This window comes from Sphingomonas faeni (genome assembly GCF_040407495.1).
Taxonomy (GTDB): Bacteria; Pseudomonadota; Alphaproteobacteria; order Sphingomonadales; family Sphingomonadaceae; genus Sphingomonas; species Sphingomonas faeni_D.
Genome location: NZ_JAPZPP010000001.1, coordinates 14,074 through 29,204, shown reverse-complemented (window position 1 = coordinate 29,204; position 15,131 = coordinate 14,074). Strand labels below are relative to the sequence as shown.

The following is a 15,131-nucleotide window of genomic DNA, read 5'->3' as shown; positions in this document are numbered from 1 at the left end:
AACATAAACATAATCAGGAGTGGATCATGAGCGGAACGACCGCCGACAGGAAATATGTGCCGGCGATCGTGCTGACGGTCGCGCTGTTCTTCCTCTGGGGGATGGCGAACAACCTCAACGATATCCTGATCGCGCAGTTCAAGAAGGCGTTCACGCTCACCGACTTCCAGACGAGTTTCGTCCAGCAGGCCTTCTACATGGGCTATTTCCTGCTCGCGGTGCCGGCGGCGCTGGTAACGCGCGCGAAGGGCTACAAGACCGCGATCGTCACCGGCCTTGTCCTGTACGCGGCGGGCGCTTTGCTCTTCTATCCCGCCGCCCATTACGGCGAGTATCTGTATTTCCTCGCCGCGCTGTTCGTGATCGCGTGCGGGCTGGCGTTCCTCGAGACGTCGGCGAACCCGCTGATGACCGAGCTGGGCGACCCGACGACCGCGGCGAAGCGGTTGAACTGGGCGCAGGCGGCGAACCCGGTCGGCACCGTCGCGGGCGTGCTGATCGGCAAGTATTTCATCCTGTCGGCGATCGTCCACGACGAGGCGACGGTCGCGGCGATGAGCCCGGCGGCGCGCGAGGCCTTCTATCGCAGCGAAGTCGTCGCGGTGCAGACGCCGTACCTGGTGATCGGGCTGGTCGTGCTGCTGTTCGCGGTCGCCGCCGCGGTAATCCGCTTTCCCGAGCATCGCGCCGAGGAGACGGTCGGCGCACCGTCGCGGTTCGTCGACGTGTTCCGCCACCCGCGGCTGATCTTCGCGACGATCACGCAGTTCTTCTACGTCGGCGCGCAGGTGGGGATGTGGAGCTACACGATACGCTATGCGCAGGCGAATGTGCCCGGCATGGCCGAGCACGATGCCGCGGATTACCTGTTCGCCAGCCTCGTGCTGTTCGGGATCGGGCGGTTTGCCGGTACCGCTTTGATGGGCCGGATCGCCCCCCCTCGCCTGCTGGCGATCTTCGCGGTGGTAAGTGCTGTGCTCGCCGGGGTTGCGGGCTTCGTTGGTGGGCAGGTCGGGCTGTACGCGCTGGTGCTTGCCAGCCTGTTCATGTCGATCCAGTTCCCGACGATCTTCGCGCTGGGCATGGACGGGCTTGGGCCGCTGCGGCGTGCGGGGGCATCGCTGATCATCATGGCGATCATCGGCGGCGCGGTGCTGACCGGGCTGATGGGGCATATCTCCGACCTCGCCGGGATCGATACCGCAATGCTGGTGCCGGCGATGTGCTTTCTGGTGGTGCTGACGTTCGCGGTGAAGGCCGGGCGGACGCTGTCGGGTGAGGCGCTTCAGCCGACGATCCACTGAGCAACGGAGCACCGCAAGGCGAAGACAGTTGGCAGGACCTCGCCACTAACCACCACCCCGGCGAAGGCCGGGGCCCAATTGGAAAGGTCGTCGTAACGTAGCGCGGCCCCCCGTTACCTTTGTCCCCCAATTGGGCCCCGGCCTCCGCCGGGGTGGTAGCGCTTGTTGGCGTGCGTGAGCATTAATCGAGCGTTGAGAGGCGCCGCCCTCAGACCAGAATACCCCGGTCGATCTCCGCGATAGACCGCACCCCCGTCAGCGCCATCGCCACGCGCATCTCGCGCTCGATCAGCGTCAGCAATTGCGTCACGCCAGCCTCCCCCCGCGCCGCCAGCGCATACAGCCACGCCCGCCCGAGCAGCACGCCGTCCGCCCCAAGCGCCAGCATCCGCACCACGTCGAGCCCCGACCGCACGCCCGAATCCGCTAGCACCGTCAGTTGCCCCTTCACCGCCTCCGCGATCGCCGGCAGTGCCGCCGCGCTCGACAGCACGCCGTCGAGTTGCCGTCCGCCATGGTTCGACACGACGATCCCGTCCGCACCGATCGCCGCCGCCTCGCGCGCGTCGTCGGGATCGAGGATGCCCTTGATGATCAGCGGTCCGTCCCAGCCTTCGCGGATCCATTCGAGATCCTTCCACGCGATCGACGGATCGAAATTGCTGCCGAGCCAGCCCATGTAATCGTTCAGCCCGCTCGCCTTGCCCAGCACCGGCTCCAGATTGCCGAGCTGATGCGGTCGCCCACGCAAGCCCACGTCCCACGCCCAGCCGGGACGGCCCATCGCCTGCAGCATCCGGCGCAGCGGTGCGCGCGGGCCCGACATCCCCGAATGCTGATCGCGGTAGCGCGCGCCCGGCACCGGCATGTCAACCGTGAACACCAGCGCCTTCGCACCCTCCGCTTTCGCCGTGACGAGCAGATCGCGCATGAACGCGCGGTCGCGGATGACGTAAAGCTGGAACCAGGTCGGCCCCGTCGGTGCCGCCTTCACCACCTCGCCGAGCGAACAGAGCGATACCGTCGACAGGCAGAACGGAATGCCCGCGGCATGCGCGGCGCGCGCCGCCTGCGTCTCGCCGCGACGATGGTACATACCGGCGATCCCCACGGGCCCGAGCCCGACCGGCAACGCCTGATGCTGGCCGAACAACGTCGTCGACAGATCGAGATCCGAAACATCGCGCAACACGCGCTGCCGCAGCGCGATCCCCGAGAGGTCGCTCACGTTGCGCGCTAGGGTCGCCTCCGCATAGGAGCCGCCATCGGCATACTCGAACAGGAACCGCGGCAGTCGCTTGCGTGCAGCCTCGCGGAAATCGAGCGTCGAGGCGATCGTCATGCGGCGTCTCCCATGTATGCGCATCGATCCCGAACCGCGGCGTACCGGCGAGCCCTAGCAAGCCACCACTATGGCGAGCAACTTTCAGATATGAAAGATTGCTGTATCGACATGCGGCACTTGCGACATAAGGTTCGCGTCCGCAATCACGATCGCCCCGCCATGCCCCCTGCCCCGCAGCCGTCCAAGCCGGATACCGTCCCGGACCCCGATAGCGCAGTCCCCCGCGTCTATTCCGCGCCCGCGCTGGAGAAGGCGATCGACATCATCGAACTGCTCGCACGCGAGCCGAGCGGACTTACCGTCAGCGACATCGCGAACCGCCTGTCGCGGTCGATCAGCGAACTGTTCCGTGTGATCGTCGTGCTGGATCGGCGCGGGTGGCTGAACAAGGATCCCGCGAGCGACCGCTACCGGGTGACCTACAAGCTGCTCGAAACCGCGCACCGCGCGACCCCGGCGCAGGAATTGACGCATGTCGCCGCGCCGCTAATGCACGCTTTGGCGGCGACCGCGATGCAATCCTGCCACCTGGTCGTGCGCAACGACACGAGCGGCCTGATCGTGCTGCGGCAGGAGAGCCCCGGCCCGACCGGATTCGCCGTACGACTGGGGACCAGTATCGCGCTGGCGACGAACTGCTCGGGCCACGTCCTGCTCGCGTTCATGGATGCAGAGGTGCGCACAGCGATCCTCGACGAGACGACGGATGCAGCGACGCGTGCAAGCCTCGACACGCATCTCGCCGCGATCCGCGACGGTGGCCATGAACGGAGCACGAGCAATCGCATGGCGGGCGTCTCCGACATGAGCTGCCCGATCTTCGGCTATGACGGGCACGTAGTCGCCGCACTGACGATCCCGTTCCTCGAAGTGATCGACGAAACCCCGCACATATCGGCCGACGAAGCGTTGGTCGCGTTGAAACGGACCGCCACCGCAATCTCGCAAGCGTTAGGCTGGTCCGATCCGCAGACGGCGCCGATCACCCCCAGCCTGTCGGTCGCCGCTCCCGGCAGGCGCAAACGGACGATATCACTGCAAACCGAAGACTAGCGCGGGGGTTTGACGTGGTAGATGACCAACATTGGCGCAACACGTTGTACCGTGGCTTCACGTGGCGTCTAACGTCGGTTTGACCGATGGAGCGGGTGAAGGGAATCGAACCCTCGTCACTTGCTTGGGAAGCAAAAGCTCTACCATTGAGCTACACCCGCGGACGGCGATCTACGCCTGTCGGTCCGGGTCGTACCCCGGCTCTCGATGAGCGGCCGAGTGCCACAGTCCTTGCGGCGGCGTCAACGCCAAATCGTGCCATCTGCCTCCACCCGATCGGCTAGCCGCGCAGGCCAAACACCTGCGAACGGTCCGCCTCGGGTACCAGTCCTTCGAGCACGGCCCAGAATCCAGAAACCGCGCTTTGCCCCGCGCTGGCATAGGCCTCCGCCATCCGGATTCGTGCCGCTTCGAACAATTCGCGCTCCATCGCCGACCCCTCGGCCGTAAGCCGCAGCAGGCGCTGCCGACGATCGCGCTCACCAGGTCGTGTCTCGACCAGTTTGCGGTCGGCCAGTTCGTTCAGCACGCGGCCAAGCGATTGCTTGGTGATCGCCAACAACGACAGGAGTTCGCTGACCGTCATGTCGGGCTTCCGCGCGATGAAATACAGCGCGCGGTGGTGGGCGCGCCCGAGCCCTTCCTCGGCCAACCCCTGATCGATCGATCGGGTCAGGTGACTATACCCGAAATACAGCAGCTCCATGCCGCGGCGGAGTTCGGGTTCCCGAAGGAACAGGGGTGAAGCAGACGACGCTGTGGCAGACATGTTGACCGGTTTAGCCATCGCCCGTAGTCGTCGGCAACCCGCCACGAGAGAGATTTTCGATGTCCGCTCCAGCTTTTACGCCAACCTCCGCCTTTCGACATGAGCCGAACGCGACTCCGGTCGAGGCGAACGAGCGGGCAAAGCGGCTGATCGATCCCGGTTTCGGGCGAGTCTTCACCGATCACATGGCGATTATCCGCTACAGCGAGACCGAAGGCTGGCATGACGCACGCATTACCGCGCGCGCGCCGCTGACGATCGATCCGGCGTCGTCGGTGCTGCATTACGCGCAGGAGATCTTCGAGGGGATGAAGGCGTATCGGCTCGCCGATGGCGGCACCGCGCTGTTCCGTCCCGAAGCGAATGCGCGCCGCTTTCAGGATTCGGCGCGGCGTCTCGCAATGCCCGAACTGCCCGAGGACCTGTTCCTCGAATCAGTCGAGCGTCTCGTCAGGACCGATGCGAACTGGATCCCGGAGAGCGATGGCGGCGCGCTGTACCTGCGCCCGTTCATGTTCGCCTCCGAAGTGTTCCTCGGCGTGAAGCCGTCGGCGGAATATCTCTACATGGTACTCGCCTCGTCCGTCGGCGCGTATTTCAAGGGCGGCGCCCCGACCGTGTCGATCTGGGTGAGCCAGCAGTACACGCGCGCCGCACAGGGTGGCACCGGCGCGGCCAAGTGCGGCGGCAATTACGCCGCCAGCCTGCTCGCGCAGTCCGAGGCGATCCGCAACGGTTGCGACCAGGTCGTCTTCCTCGATGCGGCCGAGCGGCGCTGGGTTGAGGAACTCGGCGGCATGAACATCTTCTTCGTGTTCGACGACGGCAGCATGGCGACGCCTGCCCTCACCGGCACGATCCTGCCCGGGATCACGCGCGACTCGATCCTGACGCTCGCCCGCGCTCAGGGCATCGAGGTTCGTGAAGAGGGCTACACGATCGACCAATGGCGTGCCGACGCCGCCAGTGGCCGGCTGGTCGAGGCGTTCGCTTGCGGCACTGCCGCGGTGGTGACGCCGATCGGCACGGTCGCGAGCCCCGAGGGCCGCTTCACGATCGGTGACGGTGCCCCCGGCGCGCTGACGACGCGGATGCGCGACGCGCTCGTCTCGATCCAGCGCGGCACCGCGCCCGACGACAACAACTGGCTGCATCATCTCGCCGATTGACGTTCGGAAGGGCTTTTCACACGCCGCTGCCCCGCTATAAGGCCGCCTCTGTTGGGGCGTCGCCAAGTGGTAAGGCAGCGGCTTTTGATGCCGCCATGCGCAGGTTCGAACCCTGCCGCCCCAGCCAACTTCCTTAAATCAATCTAGCGCGCAGCGGCGGCCATCTCGGCGTTGCGGCGTTCGGACGCGGCCAGCGTCGCCGTCAGCAGCCCGACCAGCGCATCGTCGCGGTCGAGGACGTTCATTCCTTCGCGGGTCGACCCGCCTGGGCTGGCCACGCGGTCTGCGAGCACAGCTGGCGATACGTCCGCATCGGCCGCCATGATCGCGGAGCCCTCCAGCGTGGCGATGGCGAGACGCGCGGACTGGTCGGCGGGCAGGCCGAGCGCGGCGCCAGCCTTGGCGAGCGCATCGGCGAACCGGAACACGAAGCCCGGACCACATCCCGCGAGCGCCGTTACTGCGTCGAAATGCGCTTCGTCGGCAATCCACTCATAGTGACCGAGCGGGGCCGCGAACGCTTCCGTCGCTGCGATCGCCGCCACGGAAGCGCCCAGTGTGTAGAGCGAGGTGACGCCCTTGCCGATCGCGACCGGGAGGTTGGGCATCGCACGGACGATCATGTCAGCCGCGAACCGCTCGGTCAGCGCGGCGTGGTCGACACCCGCAAGGATCGACAGCAGCAGTTTCGGTGCGCCCTTCATCGGCGCCAGCAACGCCTGTGCCGCATCGATCTGCTGCGGCTTGAGCGCCAGCATCAACGTTGCAGGAGCCTCCTCGTCGGGCAGCACGGTCAGCGAGCGGACGCCCTCAGGCGCCCCGTTCCCACTGCGCGTAACCACCGTCACGGTCGCCGGATCGAGTCCCGCGGCGATCCACCGCCGCAGCATCGCGCCGCCCATGTTACCGCAGCCGATAAGCCACAGCGGACCCACCGGAAAGCTCATGCCTCGCCGTGCGTTTCAATTAGTGCCGCGGCGATCGCTTCCTTGGGGCTCTTCCCGCCCCACAGCACGAACTGGAACACGGGGTAGAAGCGCTCGCACTCCTCGATCGCCGATTCGACCAGCAGTTCCGCCGCGTCGAGCGACATCGTCCCGTCGTCGCCGCCGTCTACCATAGCCGCGTGCCGGAACAGCAATATGCCGCTCGACGACCAGAGTTCGAAATGCCCGATCCAGAGTTGCTCATTGACCAGTCCGATCGTCTCGTACACCGCCTGACGTCGCTCGTCGGGTACTTTAATATCGGGAAAAGCGAGGAATTGCAAAACGCTATCGTCTTCGCGCCACAGAGCGCGCAGTTCGTAGGTCGCCCAGCTTCCCTTGACGGTCGCGACAATCTCGTCGTCGTGCCGCTCATGCTCCCAGCCATGCGCGGCGTAATAGCTCTCGAGCATGTCGATCGGGGCGGCGTCTTCGTGGTCGTGGTCGGCGTGTTCAAGCATCATAGGGTCCTGGCGGTCCTTATCGCACGACAAAGGGTGCCGAGGCAAAAACGCCCCGGCAACCCCATCGGCCCCAATTCTGCGGAAAACTGTGGAAAAGTCAGTCGACCGACGCCCCGAGCGGTGCGTTTACCGTCGATTGTGCCGCGAAATTGGCTTCGAGCGCATCGAGACGCGCCTTTAAAGTGTCGTTCTCGTCGCGCGCCGCAGCGGCCATCGCCTTCACAGCATCGAACTCTTCGCGGCTGACGAAGTCGAGCCCGCCGAGCCATTCGCGCGCGCGTTCCCGCGCACCGGAACCGGCTTCGCGACCGACGCCCGCAAGCGTACCGGCAGCACCGTTCAAGACCTTGACGATATCGTCGAACACGCGGTTTTCGGACTGCATTGCTTCAAAATCCCAAAGACTGTCGCAGTGACTGCTGCATCACAGCATTTGGGACGTATGCGGCGCGGGTGCAAGGGTTTCGGCATCGGGGTTCAACTGCCCGATGCTGAACGCGAGCACGCCGGCAAAGCTGATCCACACCATGTACGGCACCATCAGCCACGCCGCGGCGGGGCGGATGCGCGCGAATACGAAGGTCGCGGCGATCGACAGCGCGAGCATGGCGACGATCACCAGTACCGACAGCCCGATCTTGTGCGCGCCGAAGAACATCGGCGTCCAGGCGAGGTTGAGCACGAACTGGCCGACGAACAGCGCGACGGCCAGCCCGCGCAACCGAGCGCCGCGCGCGTTGAGGATCATCGCGAGCGCCAGACCAATCAGGATGTAGAGCGTGGTCCACACGACGGGAAATACCCAGCCCGGCGGATTCAGCGCGGGCTTCACAAGCGCCATGTACCAGGCATTCTCGCTGCCGACGCTGACCGACCGACCGGACAGGAAGCCCAGCAACAGGACTAGGGGTACGGTCACGACCGCCCAGCGGAGGAACGACATCCTCAACTGGCCCTTCGAAGCGATACCGCCCACACAAATCCTTCCGCCTCTACGCGCGCTCGTCCTGGCGCGCATTTTGCGATCGGTAAACCGAGTTTGGTGGATAATCGTTCCGCTAGTGGTTCATTCCGGCACGCTATCTCCCCACGCCGTCATCCTGACGAAAGTCAGGATCCAGGATACCGAGCGCACCCTTCGTGGCTCTGGGTCCTGACTTTCGTCAGAATGACGGAGGCGTTTTGCGATCGTTTGGCACGTCCGGGACCGGCTGTTCCACCGTCGAACTCTCGCCGTGCAAAGCAGCAATCAGGAACTCGACATTGCCCTCGGGCCCCGTGATCGGGCTTTCGACCACGCCGACCACGCTCCACCCCTGCCCCGTCAACCACGCCGCGACCTCGTCGCAGACGCGCTGGTGGATCACGGTATCGCGGACCACACCGCCCTTCCCTACTTCGCCGCGCCCCGCCTCGAACTGCGGCTTCACCAGCGCCATCAGCCGCGCGTCGGGCTTGGCGAAGGACATTGGACGTTCGAGCACCTTGGCCAAACCGATAAAGCTCGCATCGCAGACGATCAGGTCAACCGGCTCGGGGATATGCGCAGGCGTCAGGATACGCGCGCTGGTCTGCTCGTGAACGATGACGCGCTCATCCTGCCGCAGCGACCAGGCAAGCTGGTTGGTCCCGCTGTCGACCGCGTAGACCTTAGCCGCGCCGTTCTTCAGCATGACGTCGGTAAAGCCGCCGGTCGACGAGCCCACGTCGATCGCCACCGCGCCGGTCACGTCCCAACCGAAATGCGCGAGGCCGTGCGCCAGCTTGATCCCGCCGCGCGAGACCCAGGGATGATCGCGGCCGCGTACGTCGAGTTGCACATCGTCGGGAAGCGGCTGACCGGGCTTGTCGACCTTCTTCGTCCCCGCGAACACGAGGCCCGCCATGATCAGCGCCTGCGCGCGCGTTCGCGACTCGACCAGCCCCCTGTCGACCAGCATTTGGTCTGCACGTACCTTCACCATCCGTCCGCTATCGTCGCCCGATCCGATTGCCGCAAGCTGCCTTCCTTTCGCCGCAATGCCATTGCCTACCGAACGAGTAGGATTACGTTGAAGGCATGGGATCGTGACCGGATGGCGTGCCCTAGAGCGTCCTTCGGCCACGCTCCCGACCTCGCAGAACGAGGTTTTGGAGAAGGAGAAGCGCTGTGGGTTCTTTCGCACCGTATGATTCCGTCCAGCCGACGATCCTGACCGTACCCGGCCTTGGTGGATCGGGCCCTTCGCACTGGCAGACGTTATGGGAAGAGGCGCGGCCCGACACTGTGCGCGTCGAACTCGGCATGTGGAACACGCCGCACCGCAACGCCTGGGTGACGCGTCTCGACGAGGCGATCCGGCAGGCACAGGCGCCGGTTATCCTTGCCGCACACAGCCTCGGGTGCTTGGCGGTGGCGTGGTGGGCCGAACTCAGCCCCCAGCCCTATGGGTGGCCGGTAGCGGGCGCGTTGCTGGTGGCACCGGCGGACGTCGATCGTGGCGGCGCGCAGGCCGAACTAAAGGGCTTCTCGCCGACTCCGCGAACCCCATTGCCGTTCCCGTCGATAGTGGTGGCGAGCAGCGACGACCCCTGGGTCAAGCCCGAGCGCGCGCACAGCATGGCGGCGAACTGGGGCAGCCACTTCGTCGACGCCGGGCCGCAGGGGCATTTGAATGCCGCGAGTGGAATCGGCAGGTGGCGCGAAGGGCAGGACTTGCTGGAGCGGGTCATCGCAGCGAGTGGCGATGGCAGGGGGCAGGCTTTGCCGGCAAGCAAAGCGCGGTCGATCCTTGCGGTGAGCGCTACCGACGCCGCGCAAACGCACTACTTGGGCGGTTAACCTCACCTACCTGACGGTACACCACCCCGGCGAAGGCCGGGGCCCAATTGGTGAGGTCACAGTAACGATGCACCGCGCTCGGTTACCAACGTCTCCCAATTGGGCCCCGGCCTTCGCCGGGGTGGTGGCTGCTACCAAAGTCCGCTCAAGAAATCCGAGAACCGTCCTCATCGAACAGCTCAGGATTAGCCGCCTGCTCGGCCTTCGCCGCTGCCAAACCACCCCGCATCCGCCGCCACATCGCAATATTCAACGACACCATCACGATCACCGCCAGCGCAATGATCACAAGGCCCTTGGTGGGCCCGGTCATGCGCGCGCTTCGGCAACCCCGCCCGAATTGTGGCGGAGCGCCTTGAGCACGGTATCGACCAGCGCAGTCGCGTCGAGTCCGGCTTCGGCATACTGGACTTCGGGCTTGTCCTGGTCCTGGTACACGTCGGGCAGACGTAGTGTGCGCAGCTTGAGACCACCGTCGATCAGCCCCTCGTCCGACGCCATCGTCAGAACGTGTGCGCCGAATCCGCCGACCGAGTTCTCCTCGATCGTCACCGCGACTTCGTGCGTGGTAAGCAGCTTGCGGATCAGATCGACGTCGAGCGGTTTGGCGAAACGGAGATCCGCTACCGTCGTACTCAGCCCCTTGGCTTCAAGAACCTCGGCAGCCTTGAGCGCTTCCTCGAGACGCGTGCCGAGCGACAGGATCGCGATCTTCTTGCCCTCGCGCACGATACGCCCCTTGCCGATCTCCAGCAGCAGGGGAGTCTCGGGCAGCGCGACGCCGGTGCCGTTGCCGCGCGGATAGCGCACCGCGATCGGGCCGGTGTCGTACTGCGCCGCGGTGTGCGTCATGTGGACGAGTTCGGCCTCGTCCGCCGCCGCCATCACGACGAAGTTCGGCAGCGTCGCGAGGTACGTGACGTCGAACGACCCGGCATGAGTCGCACCGTCCGCACCGACCAGCCCCGCGCGATCGATCGCGAAACGAACCGGCAGGTTCTGGATCGCGACGTCGTGCACGACCTGATCGTACGCGCGCTGGAGGAACGTCGAGTAGATCGCGCAGAACGGGCGCATCCCCTGTGCGGCGAGGCCGGCGGCGAAGGTGACGCCGTGCTGCTCGGCGATGCCGACGTCGAAGAACCGGTCGGGATACGCCTTCGCGAACGCGTCAAGTCCGGTGCCCGAAGGCATCGCCGCGGTGATCGCACAGATCCGCGGGTCCTTGGCGGCCTCGGCGACGAGCTGCGCGCCGAACACGTTCTGGTATTGCGGCGGCCCCGGCGGCGCCTTGGTCTGGATGCCGGAGATCACGTCGAACTTCTGGACGCCGTGATACTTGTCCGCGGCAGCCTCGGCGGGCGCGTAGCCCTTGCCCTTCTTGGTGACGACGTGAACGAGGATCGGGCCCTCCTCCGCGTCGCGGACATTCTCGAGCACCGGGATAAGGTGTTCGAGGTTATGACCGTCGATCGGGCCGACATAATAGAAGCCGAGTTCCTCGAACAGCGTGCCGCCCATCGTCATGCCGCGCGCGAACTCGTCGGTCTTGCGCATCCCGCTGGCGATCGGCCGTGGCAGCCGCTTGGCGAGTTTCCGGGCCAGGTCGCGGAATCCCAGGAACTCGCGACTCGAGACGATCCGGCTCAGATACGCGGACAGCCCACCGACCGGCGGGGCGATCGACATGTCGTTGTCGTTGAGGATCACGACCAGACGGTTACCCGCTTGCGCGGCGTTGTTCATCGCCTCGTACGCCATGCCCGCCGACATCGCACCGTCGCCGATTACCGCGATGCCCTTGCCCGGGGTGCCTGCAATCTTGTTGGCGATCGCAAAGCCGAGCGCGGCCGAGATCGAGGTCGACGAATGCGCCGCGCCGAACGGATCGTATTCGCTCTCGCTGCGCTTGGTGAAGCCGCTGAGCCCCCCGCCCTGGCGCAGCGTGCGGATGCGATCGCGGCGTCCGGTGAGGATCTTGTGCGGATAACATTGGTGACCGACGTCCCACACCAACCGGTCGCGCGGGGTATCGAAGACATAGTGGATCGCGGTGGTCAGCTCGACGACGCCGAGGCCCGAGCCGAGATGCCCGCCGGTGGTGCCGACCGCGGAAATCGTCTCGGTACGCAGTTCGTCGGCGAGTTGGCGGAGCTGGTCCGGGCGCAGCTTGCGGAGGTCGTCGGGCGTCGAAACGGTGTCGAGCAGCGGTGTCGAGGGAAGGTCGGCCATCGGACGGGCTTAATGCAGCGCGCGTATCGTGTCGATTGTTACCGTGTCCTGCGCTAGCATTCGCACTGGAATCGCTCGGAAAGTGCACAATTATGAACTTTACGCACCGTGTGGCCGATGAGGCGGATATCCCGGCGATCGCCGCGCTGATGGCACGCGCGATCGGCGCGTTGCAGGGGGACTTCCTCACGCCCGCACAGGTCGAGGCGAGCCGCGCGGTAATGGGGCTCGATACGCAGTTGATCGCGGACGGGACGTATCTGCTGGTCGAGGCGGACGGTCGGCTGGCCGGATGTGGCGGGTGGAGTCGGCGCGCGACGCTGTACGGGGGCGATCACAGCACGGCGTTGCGCGATGCGGCGTTGCTCGATTCGGTGCGCGACGCGGCACGGATCCGCGCGATGTATACCGATCCGAATTTTACGCGGCAGGGTGTCGGGCGGCTGGTGTTATCGGTTTGCGAGGCCGCGGCGCGAGGGGCCGGGTTTGCGCGGGCGGAGATGATGGCGACGCTGGCCGGGGAACCGCTGTACCGGGCCTGCGGGTATCTGCCGATCGAGCGGATCGAGACTCCGGGGGACGTGCCTGTGCCGATGATCCGGATGGGGAAGGATCTGGGCAGAAGCTGATCCTCCCCCGCCAGGGGGAGGATTGCGCGATGGCTAGGCTACTTAGCCTCGCAGTCCGCACATCGCCCGCGGACTTCGATCACCGGACGCACCGGGGAGAAGCCCGCCGCCTCCGCCGCGTTCCGGACGCCCTTAGTGATCGTGTCGTTATCGAGATGCGTGGTCTGGCCGCACGAGTCGCAGACCAGGAAGATGCAGTCGTGCAGGCAATCCGGATGCGCGTTGGCGACATAGGCGTTCGCGCTCTCGACTCGCCGCGCTAGGTTCGCGCCGACGAACAGGTCGAGGATGCGGTACACGCTGTTCGCCGCGACCCGGCGACCTTCGGCCTTCGAGACGGCCTCGGCGATGTCGTACGCCGATGCCGGCTTCTCGAAGCTGGCCAGTGCCGCGAACACGCTAGCGCGCATCGTCGTCCATTGCTCGCCGGCCTTTTCGAGCGTCGTCTGTGCTGCGACGGTAAGATCGGCGCCCTGCGGTTCGGTGTGGTTGTGAGCGTGCGCCATGCTGGGTGAAGTAGGATGCCGGAGGGATTCCAGCAACCCGCTCAGCTTTCCGCGCGGCGGTTGAGATCGTGGCCGAATGCGAGCAGGCCGACGCCGACGATCGTCCACAACGTCTCGCCGCCACCGCTGTCGTGCGGCAGCGTCATCGCTCCCGCCATGATGCCGAGTCCGAGCGCGCCCATCGCGGCAGGCATCATATAGCCGTGGTTCAGCACGCCGCGCCCGAGCGCGAGCGCGCCGAGACCTATCGCGATCGTCAGGCCGACTTCGTGGAAGATCGGGTCGAGCAGGAAACCGCCCGCGGTCGACATCAGCGCGACCAGCACGGAGGTCGCCAGGCAATGCACCATGCACAGGCCCGACAAGCCGATCGCATAGCGATCGAGACCGGCAAAGCGGTGGGTATGCGTGGCCGAGGGCGTCATCGTTTGCCGGATATAGATGTCTCAACGAAAGGATACAACATTACATCGCATTTTTCTTGTGGGAAAATTTCGAGTTTCTCAGGCTGGCCCTTGATCCGATATCGCAAGGAAGCCACGCCTCTCGTTCAACCCGGCGATTACTGCGCCATCTTCCACCCCCCTCCGTCATCCTGACGAAAGTCAGGACCCAGAGTTACGCATGCTGGCGTTTGAGGCTCTGGATCCTGACGTTCGTCAGGATGACGGGAAGAGCGGCAGGACGCTACGCCCCCTGCACCCCCGCCGGTCCAGCAACATGAAGCAACGGCGCATCACGAACCGATGGCGCCTCGCCTCGCAAACCACTATCTCCTCACCATGCTTCAACCCAGCGCCGCCTTCCTCAGCAAAGCCCGTCCTCGTTCCGTTGCCCTGTGGCTGTTCACGGTCGCCGGCCTGATCGTCGCGATGGTCGTCATCGGCGGGATCACGCGGCTGACCGAGTCGGGGCTGTCGATCACGCAGTGGAAGCCGATCAGCGGGATCATCCCGCCGCTCAACGACGCGCAATGGCAGGCCGAGTTCGACGCCTACAAGCGCATCCCCGAATATGCCGCGTTCAACGCCGACATGACGGTCGGCGGGTTCAAGGCGATCTTCTTCTGGGAATATCTGCACAGGCTATGGGGCCGGGTGATCGGGCTCGTGTTCGCGGTGCCGCTGATCTGGTTCGCAGTGCGCAAGCGCATCCCGGTCGGCTATGGCTGGCGGCTGTCGGCGCTGCTCGCACTGGGCGCGTTCCAGGGCGCGATCGGCTGGTGGATGGTTGCCTCAGGCCTGTCGGTGCGAACGGACGTCAGCCACATCCGACTCGCCGTCCACCTCCTGACGGCACTGACGATCCTCGCCGGGATCGTGTGGACCGCGCTCGACTTGATGGCGCTGCACCGCAATCCGCTCGCTGCCCCTGCCCGCCTCGCGCCCGTCGCGATTTTCGCGCTCGCGCTGCTGTTCGTGCAACTCGTCTATGGCGCGTTCACCGCCGGTCTCGACGCCGGCTATGCCTTCGCAAGCTGGCCGCTGATGGGCGACGGCCTGTTCCCAGCCGACGTACCGATGGTGAACCCCGCCTGGAGCAACGCAGTCGACAACCCGATCGTCGTGCAGTTCATCCACCGCTGGTTCGCGTTCGCCGCCGCCGCCGGGCTGATCTGGCTAGCGATCAAGGCGACCAAGACCGGCAGCAGCGCGGGGTTCTTCGTCGTCGGCCTCGTCACGCTCCAGATCATGCTCGGCATCGCGACGTTGATGACCGGCGTGCAGATCGACGTTGCGGTCGCGCACCAGGGCAACGCCGCGCTCCTCCTGATCGCCGCGATGTTCGCCGCGCACGCAGTCGGCACAGCGCCCCGCCTGAAGCGACGGGTATAATAATACCCGTCAGGAAAC

Annotated in this window: 17 protein-coding genes and 2 tRNA genes; 7 read left to right on the top strand and 12 right to left on the bottom strand. The window is 65.6% G+C overall.

Features of this window, described 5'->3' with window-relative positions; genetic code table 11:
• Positions 1-26: 26 nt before the first annotated feature.
• Entirely contained in the window at positions 27-1,304 is a 1,278-nt protein-coding gene (gene fucP, locus O6W96_RS00170; protein ID WP_353467708.1) for an L-fucose:H+ symporter permease, read from the top strand.
• Between the two features lie 208 nt (positions 1,305-1,512).
• On the opposite strand, the gene lldD is transcribed toward fucP, so the two are convergent.
• Positions 1,513-2,646: an FMN-dependent L-lactate dehydrogenase LldD gene (gene lldD / locus O6W96_RS00165; RefSeq protein WP_353467707.1), complete on the bottom strand. Its 1,134-nt coding sequence runs from the start codon at positions 2,644-2,646 to the stop codon at positions 1,513-1,515.
• Positions 2,647-2,808: 162 nt separating this feature from the next.
• On the opposite strand from lldD, the gene O6W96_RS00160 reads away from it, so the two are divergent.
• The gene (locus O6W96_RS00160; RefSeq protein ID WP_353467706.1) at positions 2,809-3,702 is read left to right on the top strand and encodes an IclR family transcriptional regulator; all 894 of its coding nucleotides are present in this window, start codon (positions 2,809-2,811) and stop codon (positions 3,700-3,702) included.
• An 87-nt stretch (positions 3,703-3,789) separates the two neighbouring features.
• Here O6W96_RS00160 and O6W96_RS00155 read toward each other — a convergent pair.
• Positions 3,790-3,863 (bottom strand) — tRNA-Gly (locus O6W96_RS00155).
• A 119-nt stretch (positions 3,864-3,982) separates the two neighbouring features.
• A complete protein-coding gene (locus O6W96_RS00150; RefSeq protein ID WP_353467705.1) occupies positions 3,983-4,471 on the bottom strand; it encodes a MarR family transcriptional regulator in 489 nt (162 codons plus the stop codon).
• A 59-nt stretch (positions 4,472-4,530) separates the two neighbouring features.
• On the opposite strand from O6W96_RS00150, the gene O6W96_RS00145 reads away from it, so the two are divergent.
• Positions 4,531-5,640 (top strand): branched-chain amino acid aminotransferase, encoded by a 1,110-nt coding sequence (locus tag O6W96_RS00145; protein WP_353467704.1) that lies wholly within the window; start codon positions 4,531-4,533, stop codon positions 5,638-5,640.
• Between the two features lie 52 nt (positions 5,641-5,692).
• Positions 5,693-5,767: transfer RNA gene (locus O6W96_RS00140), tRNA-Gln, on the top strand.
• Between the two features lie 16 nt (positions 5,768-5,783).
• Here O6W96_RS00140 and O6W96_RS00135 read toward each other — a convergent pair.
• The 5 genes from O6W96_RS00135 to O6W96_RS00115 all read right to left on the bottom strand — a co-directional run bounded on the left by O6W96_RS00135 (position 5,784) and on the right by O6W96_RS00115 (position 9,054).
• Positions 5,784-6,587 (bottom strand): pyrroline-5-carboxylate reductase family protein, encoded by an 804-nt coding sequence (locus tag O6W96_RS00135; RefSeq protein WP_353467703.1) that lies wholly within the window; start codon positions 6,585-6,587, stop codon positions 5,784-5,786.
• Entirely contained in the window at positions 6,584-7,090 is a 507-nt protein-coding gene (locus O6W96_RS00130; RefSeq protein ID WP_165895101.1) for a YbjN domain-containing protein, read from the bottom strand. Before O6W96_RS00130 ends, O6W96_RS00135 begins: the two co-directional genes overlap by 4 nt.
• A gap of 97 nt (positions 7,091-7,187) precedes the next feature.
• The gene (locus tag O6W96_RS00125) at positions 7,188-7,475 is read right to left on the bottom strand and encodes an accessory factor UbiK family protein (protein WP_353467702.1); all 288 of its coding nucleotides are present in this window, start codon (positions 7,473-7,475) and stop codon (positions 7,188-7,190) included.
• A gap of 39 nt (positions 7,476-7,514) precedes the next feature.
• Positions 7,515-8,033: a TspO/MBR family protein gene (locus O6W96_RS00120; protein WP_435372175.1), complete on the bottom strand. Its 519-nt coding sequence runs from the start codon at positions 8,031-8,033 to the stop codon at positions 7,515-7,517.
• A gap of 220 nt (positions 8,034-8,253) precedes the next feature.
• Positions 8,254-9,054, bottom strand: a complete 801-nt coding sequence (locus O6W96_RS00115; RefSeq protein WP_353467700.1) for a TlyA family RNA methyltransferase — start codon at positions 9,052-9,054, stop codon at positions 8,254-8,256.
• Positions 9,055-9,239: 185 nt separating this feature from the next.
• Between O6W96_RS00115 and O6W96_RS00110 the strand changes: the two genes are divergently transcribed.
• Positions 9,240-9,911, top strand: a complete 672-nt coding sequence (locus O6W96_RS00110; RefSeq protein WP_353467699.1) for an RBBP9/YdeN family alpha/beta hydrolase — start codon at positions 9,240-9,242, stop codon at positions 9,909-9,911.
• Between the two features lie 145 nt (positions 9,912-10,056).
• On the opposite strand, the gene O6W96_RS00105 is transcribed toward O6W96_RS00110, so the two are convergent.
• Together O6W96_RS00105 and dxs are read right to left on the bottom strand one after the other, a co-directional pair.
• Positions 10,057-10,224, bottom strand: coding sequence for a hypothetical protein (locus tag O6W96_RS00105; protein WP_168711593.1), 168 nt, complete (start codon positions 10,222-10,224; stop codon positions 10,057-10,059).
• Positions 10,221-12,143: a 1-deoxy-D-xylulose-5-phosphate synthase gene (gene dxs / locus O6W96_RS00100; RefSeq protein ID WP_353467698.1), complete on the bottom strand. Its 1,923-nt coding sequence runs from the start codon at positions 12,141-12,143 to the stop codon at positions 10,221-10,223. Before dxs ends, O6W96_RS00105 begins: the two co-directional genes overlap by 4 nt.
• 92 nt (positions 12,144-12,235) lie before the next feature.
• Between dxs and O6W96_RS00095 the strand changes: the two genes are divergently transcribed.
• On the top strand, positions 12,236-12,772 hold the full coding sequence (locus O6W96_RS00095) for a GNAT family N-acetyltransferase (protein ID WP_353467697.1): 537 nt from the start codon (positions 12,236-12,238) through the stop codon (positions 12,770-12,772).
• Positions 12,773-12,810: 38 nt separating this feature from the next.
• On the opposite strand, the gene O6W96_RS00090 is transcribed toward O6W96_RS00095, so the two are convergent.
• Positions 12,811-13,278: a Fur family transcriptional regulator gene (locus tag O6W96_RS00090; RefSeq protein WP_107961831.1), complete on the bottom strand. Its 468-nt coding sequence runs from the start codon at positions 13,276-13,278 to the stop codon at positions 12,811-12,813.
• A 41-nt stretch (positions 13,279-13,319) separates the two neighbouring features.
• On the bottom strand, positions 13,320-13,703 hold the full coding sequence (locus O6W96_RS00085; RefSeq protein WP_056047781.1) for a MerC domain-containing protein: 384 nt from the start codon (positions 13,701-13,703) through the stop codon (positions 13,320-13,322).
• A gap of 357 nt (positions 13,704-14,060) precedes the next feature.
• On the opposite strand from O6W96_RS00085, the gene O6W96_RS00080 reads away from it, so the two are divergent.
• Complete coding sequence (locus O6W96_RS00080; RefSeq protein ID WP_353467696.1) at positions 14,061-15,113, top strand: COX15/CtaA family protein; 1,053 nt, start codon at positions 14,061-14,063, stop codon at positions 15,111-15,113.
• Positions 15,114-15,131: the final 18 nt, after the last annotated feature.

Bases quoted from the DNA above. Each gene is read 5' to 3' on its own strand.
- fucP (WP_353467708.1), top strand. From the start codon at position 27: ATGAGCGGAACGACCGCCGACAGGAAATATGTGCCGGCGATCGTGCTG.
- lldD (WP_353467707.1), bottom strand. From the start codon at position 2,646: ATGACGATCGCCTCGACGCTCGATTTCCGCGAGGCTGCACGCAAGCGA.
- O6W96_RS00160 (WP_353467706.1), top strand. From the start codon at position 2,809: ATGCCCCCTGCCCCGCAGCCGTCCAAGCCGGATACCGTCCCGGACCCC.
- O6W96_RS00150 (WP_353467705.1), bottom strand. From the start codon at position 4,471: ATGTCTGCCACAGCGTCGTCTGCTTCACCCCTGTTCCTTCGGGAACCC.
- O6W96_RS00145 (WP_353467704.1), top strand. From the start codon at position 4,531: ATGTCCGCTCCAGCTTTTACGCCAACCTCCGCCTTTCGACATGAGCCG.
- O6W96_RS00135 (WP_353467703.1), bottom strand. From the start codon at position 6,587: ATGAGCTTTCCGGTGGGTCCGCTGTGGCTTATCGGCTGCGGTAACATG.
- O6W96_RS00130 (WP_165895101.1), bottom strand. From the start codon at position 7,090: ATGATGCTTGAACACGCCGACCACGACCACGAAGACGCCGCCCCGATC.
- O6W96_RS00125 (WP_353467702.1), bottom strand. From the start codon at position 7,475: ATGCAGTCCGAAAACCGCGTGTTCGACGATATCGTCAAGGTCTTGAAC.
- O6W96_RS00120 (WP_435372175.1), bottom strand. From the start codon at position 8,033: ATGTCGTTCCTCCGCTGGGCGGTCGTGACCGTACCCCTAGTCCTGTTG.
- O6W96_RS00115 (WP_353467700.1), bottom strand. From the start codon at position 9,054: ATGGTGAAGGTACGTGCAGACCAAATGCTGGTCGACAGGGGGCTGGTC.
- O6W96_RS00105 (WP_168711593.1), bottom strand. From the start codon at position 10,224: ATGACCGGGCCCACCAAGGGCCTTGTGATCATTGCGCTGGCGGTGATC.
- dxs (WP_353467698.1), bottom strand. From the start codon at position 12,143: ATGGCCGACCTTCCCTCGACACCGCTGCTCGACACCGTTTCGACGCCC.
- O6W96_RS00095 (WP_353467697.1), top strand. From the start codon at position 12,236: ATGAACTTTACGCACCGTGTGGCCGATGAGGCGGATATCCCGGCGATC.
- O6W96_RS00090 (WP_107961831.1), bottom strand. From the start codon at position 13,278: ATGGCGCACGCTCACAACCACACCGAACCGCAGGGCGCCGATCTTACC.
- O6W96_RS00085 (WP_056047781.1), bottom strand. From the start codon at position 13,703: ATGACGCCCTCGGCCACGCATACCCACCGCTTTGCCGGTCTCGATCGC.
- O6W96_RS00080 (WP_353467696.1), top strand. From the start codon at position 14,061: ATGCTTCAACCCAGCGCCGCCTTCCTCAGCAAAGCCCGTCCTCGTTCC.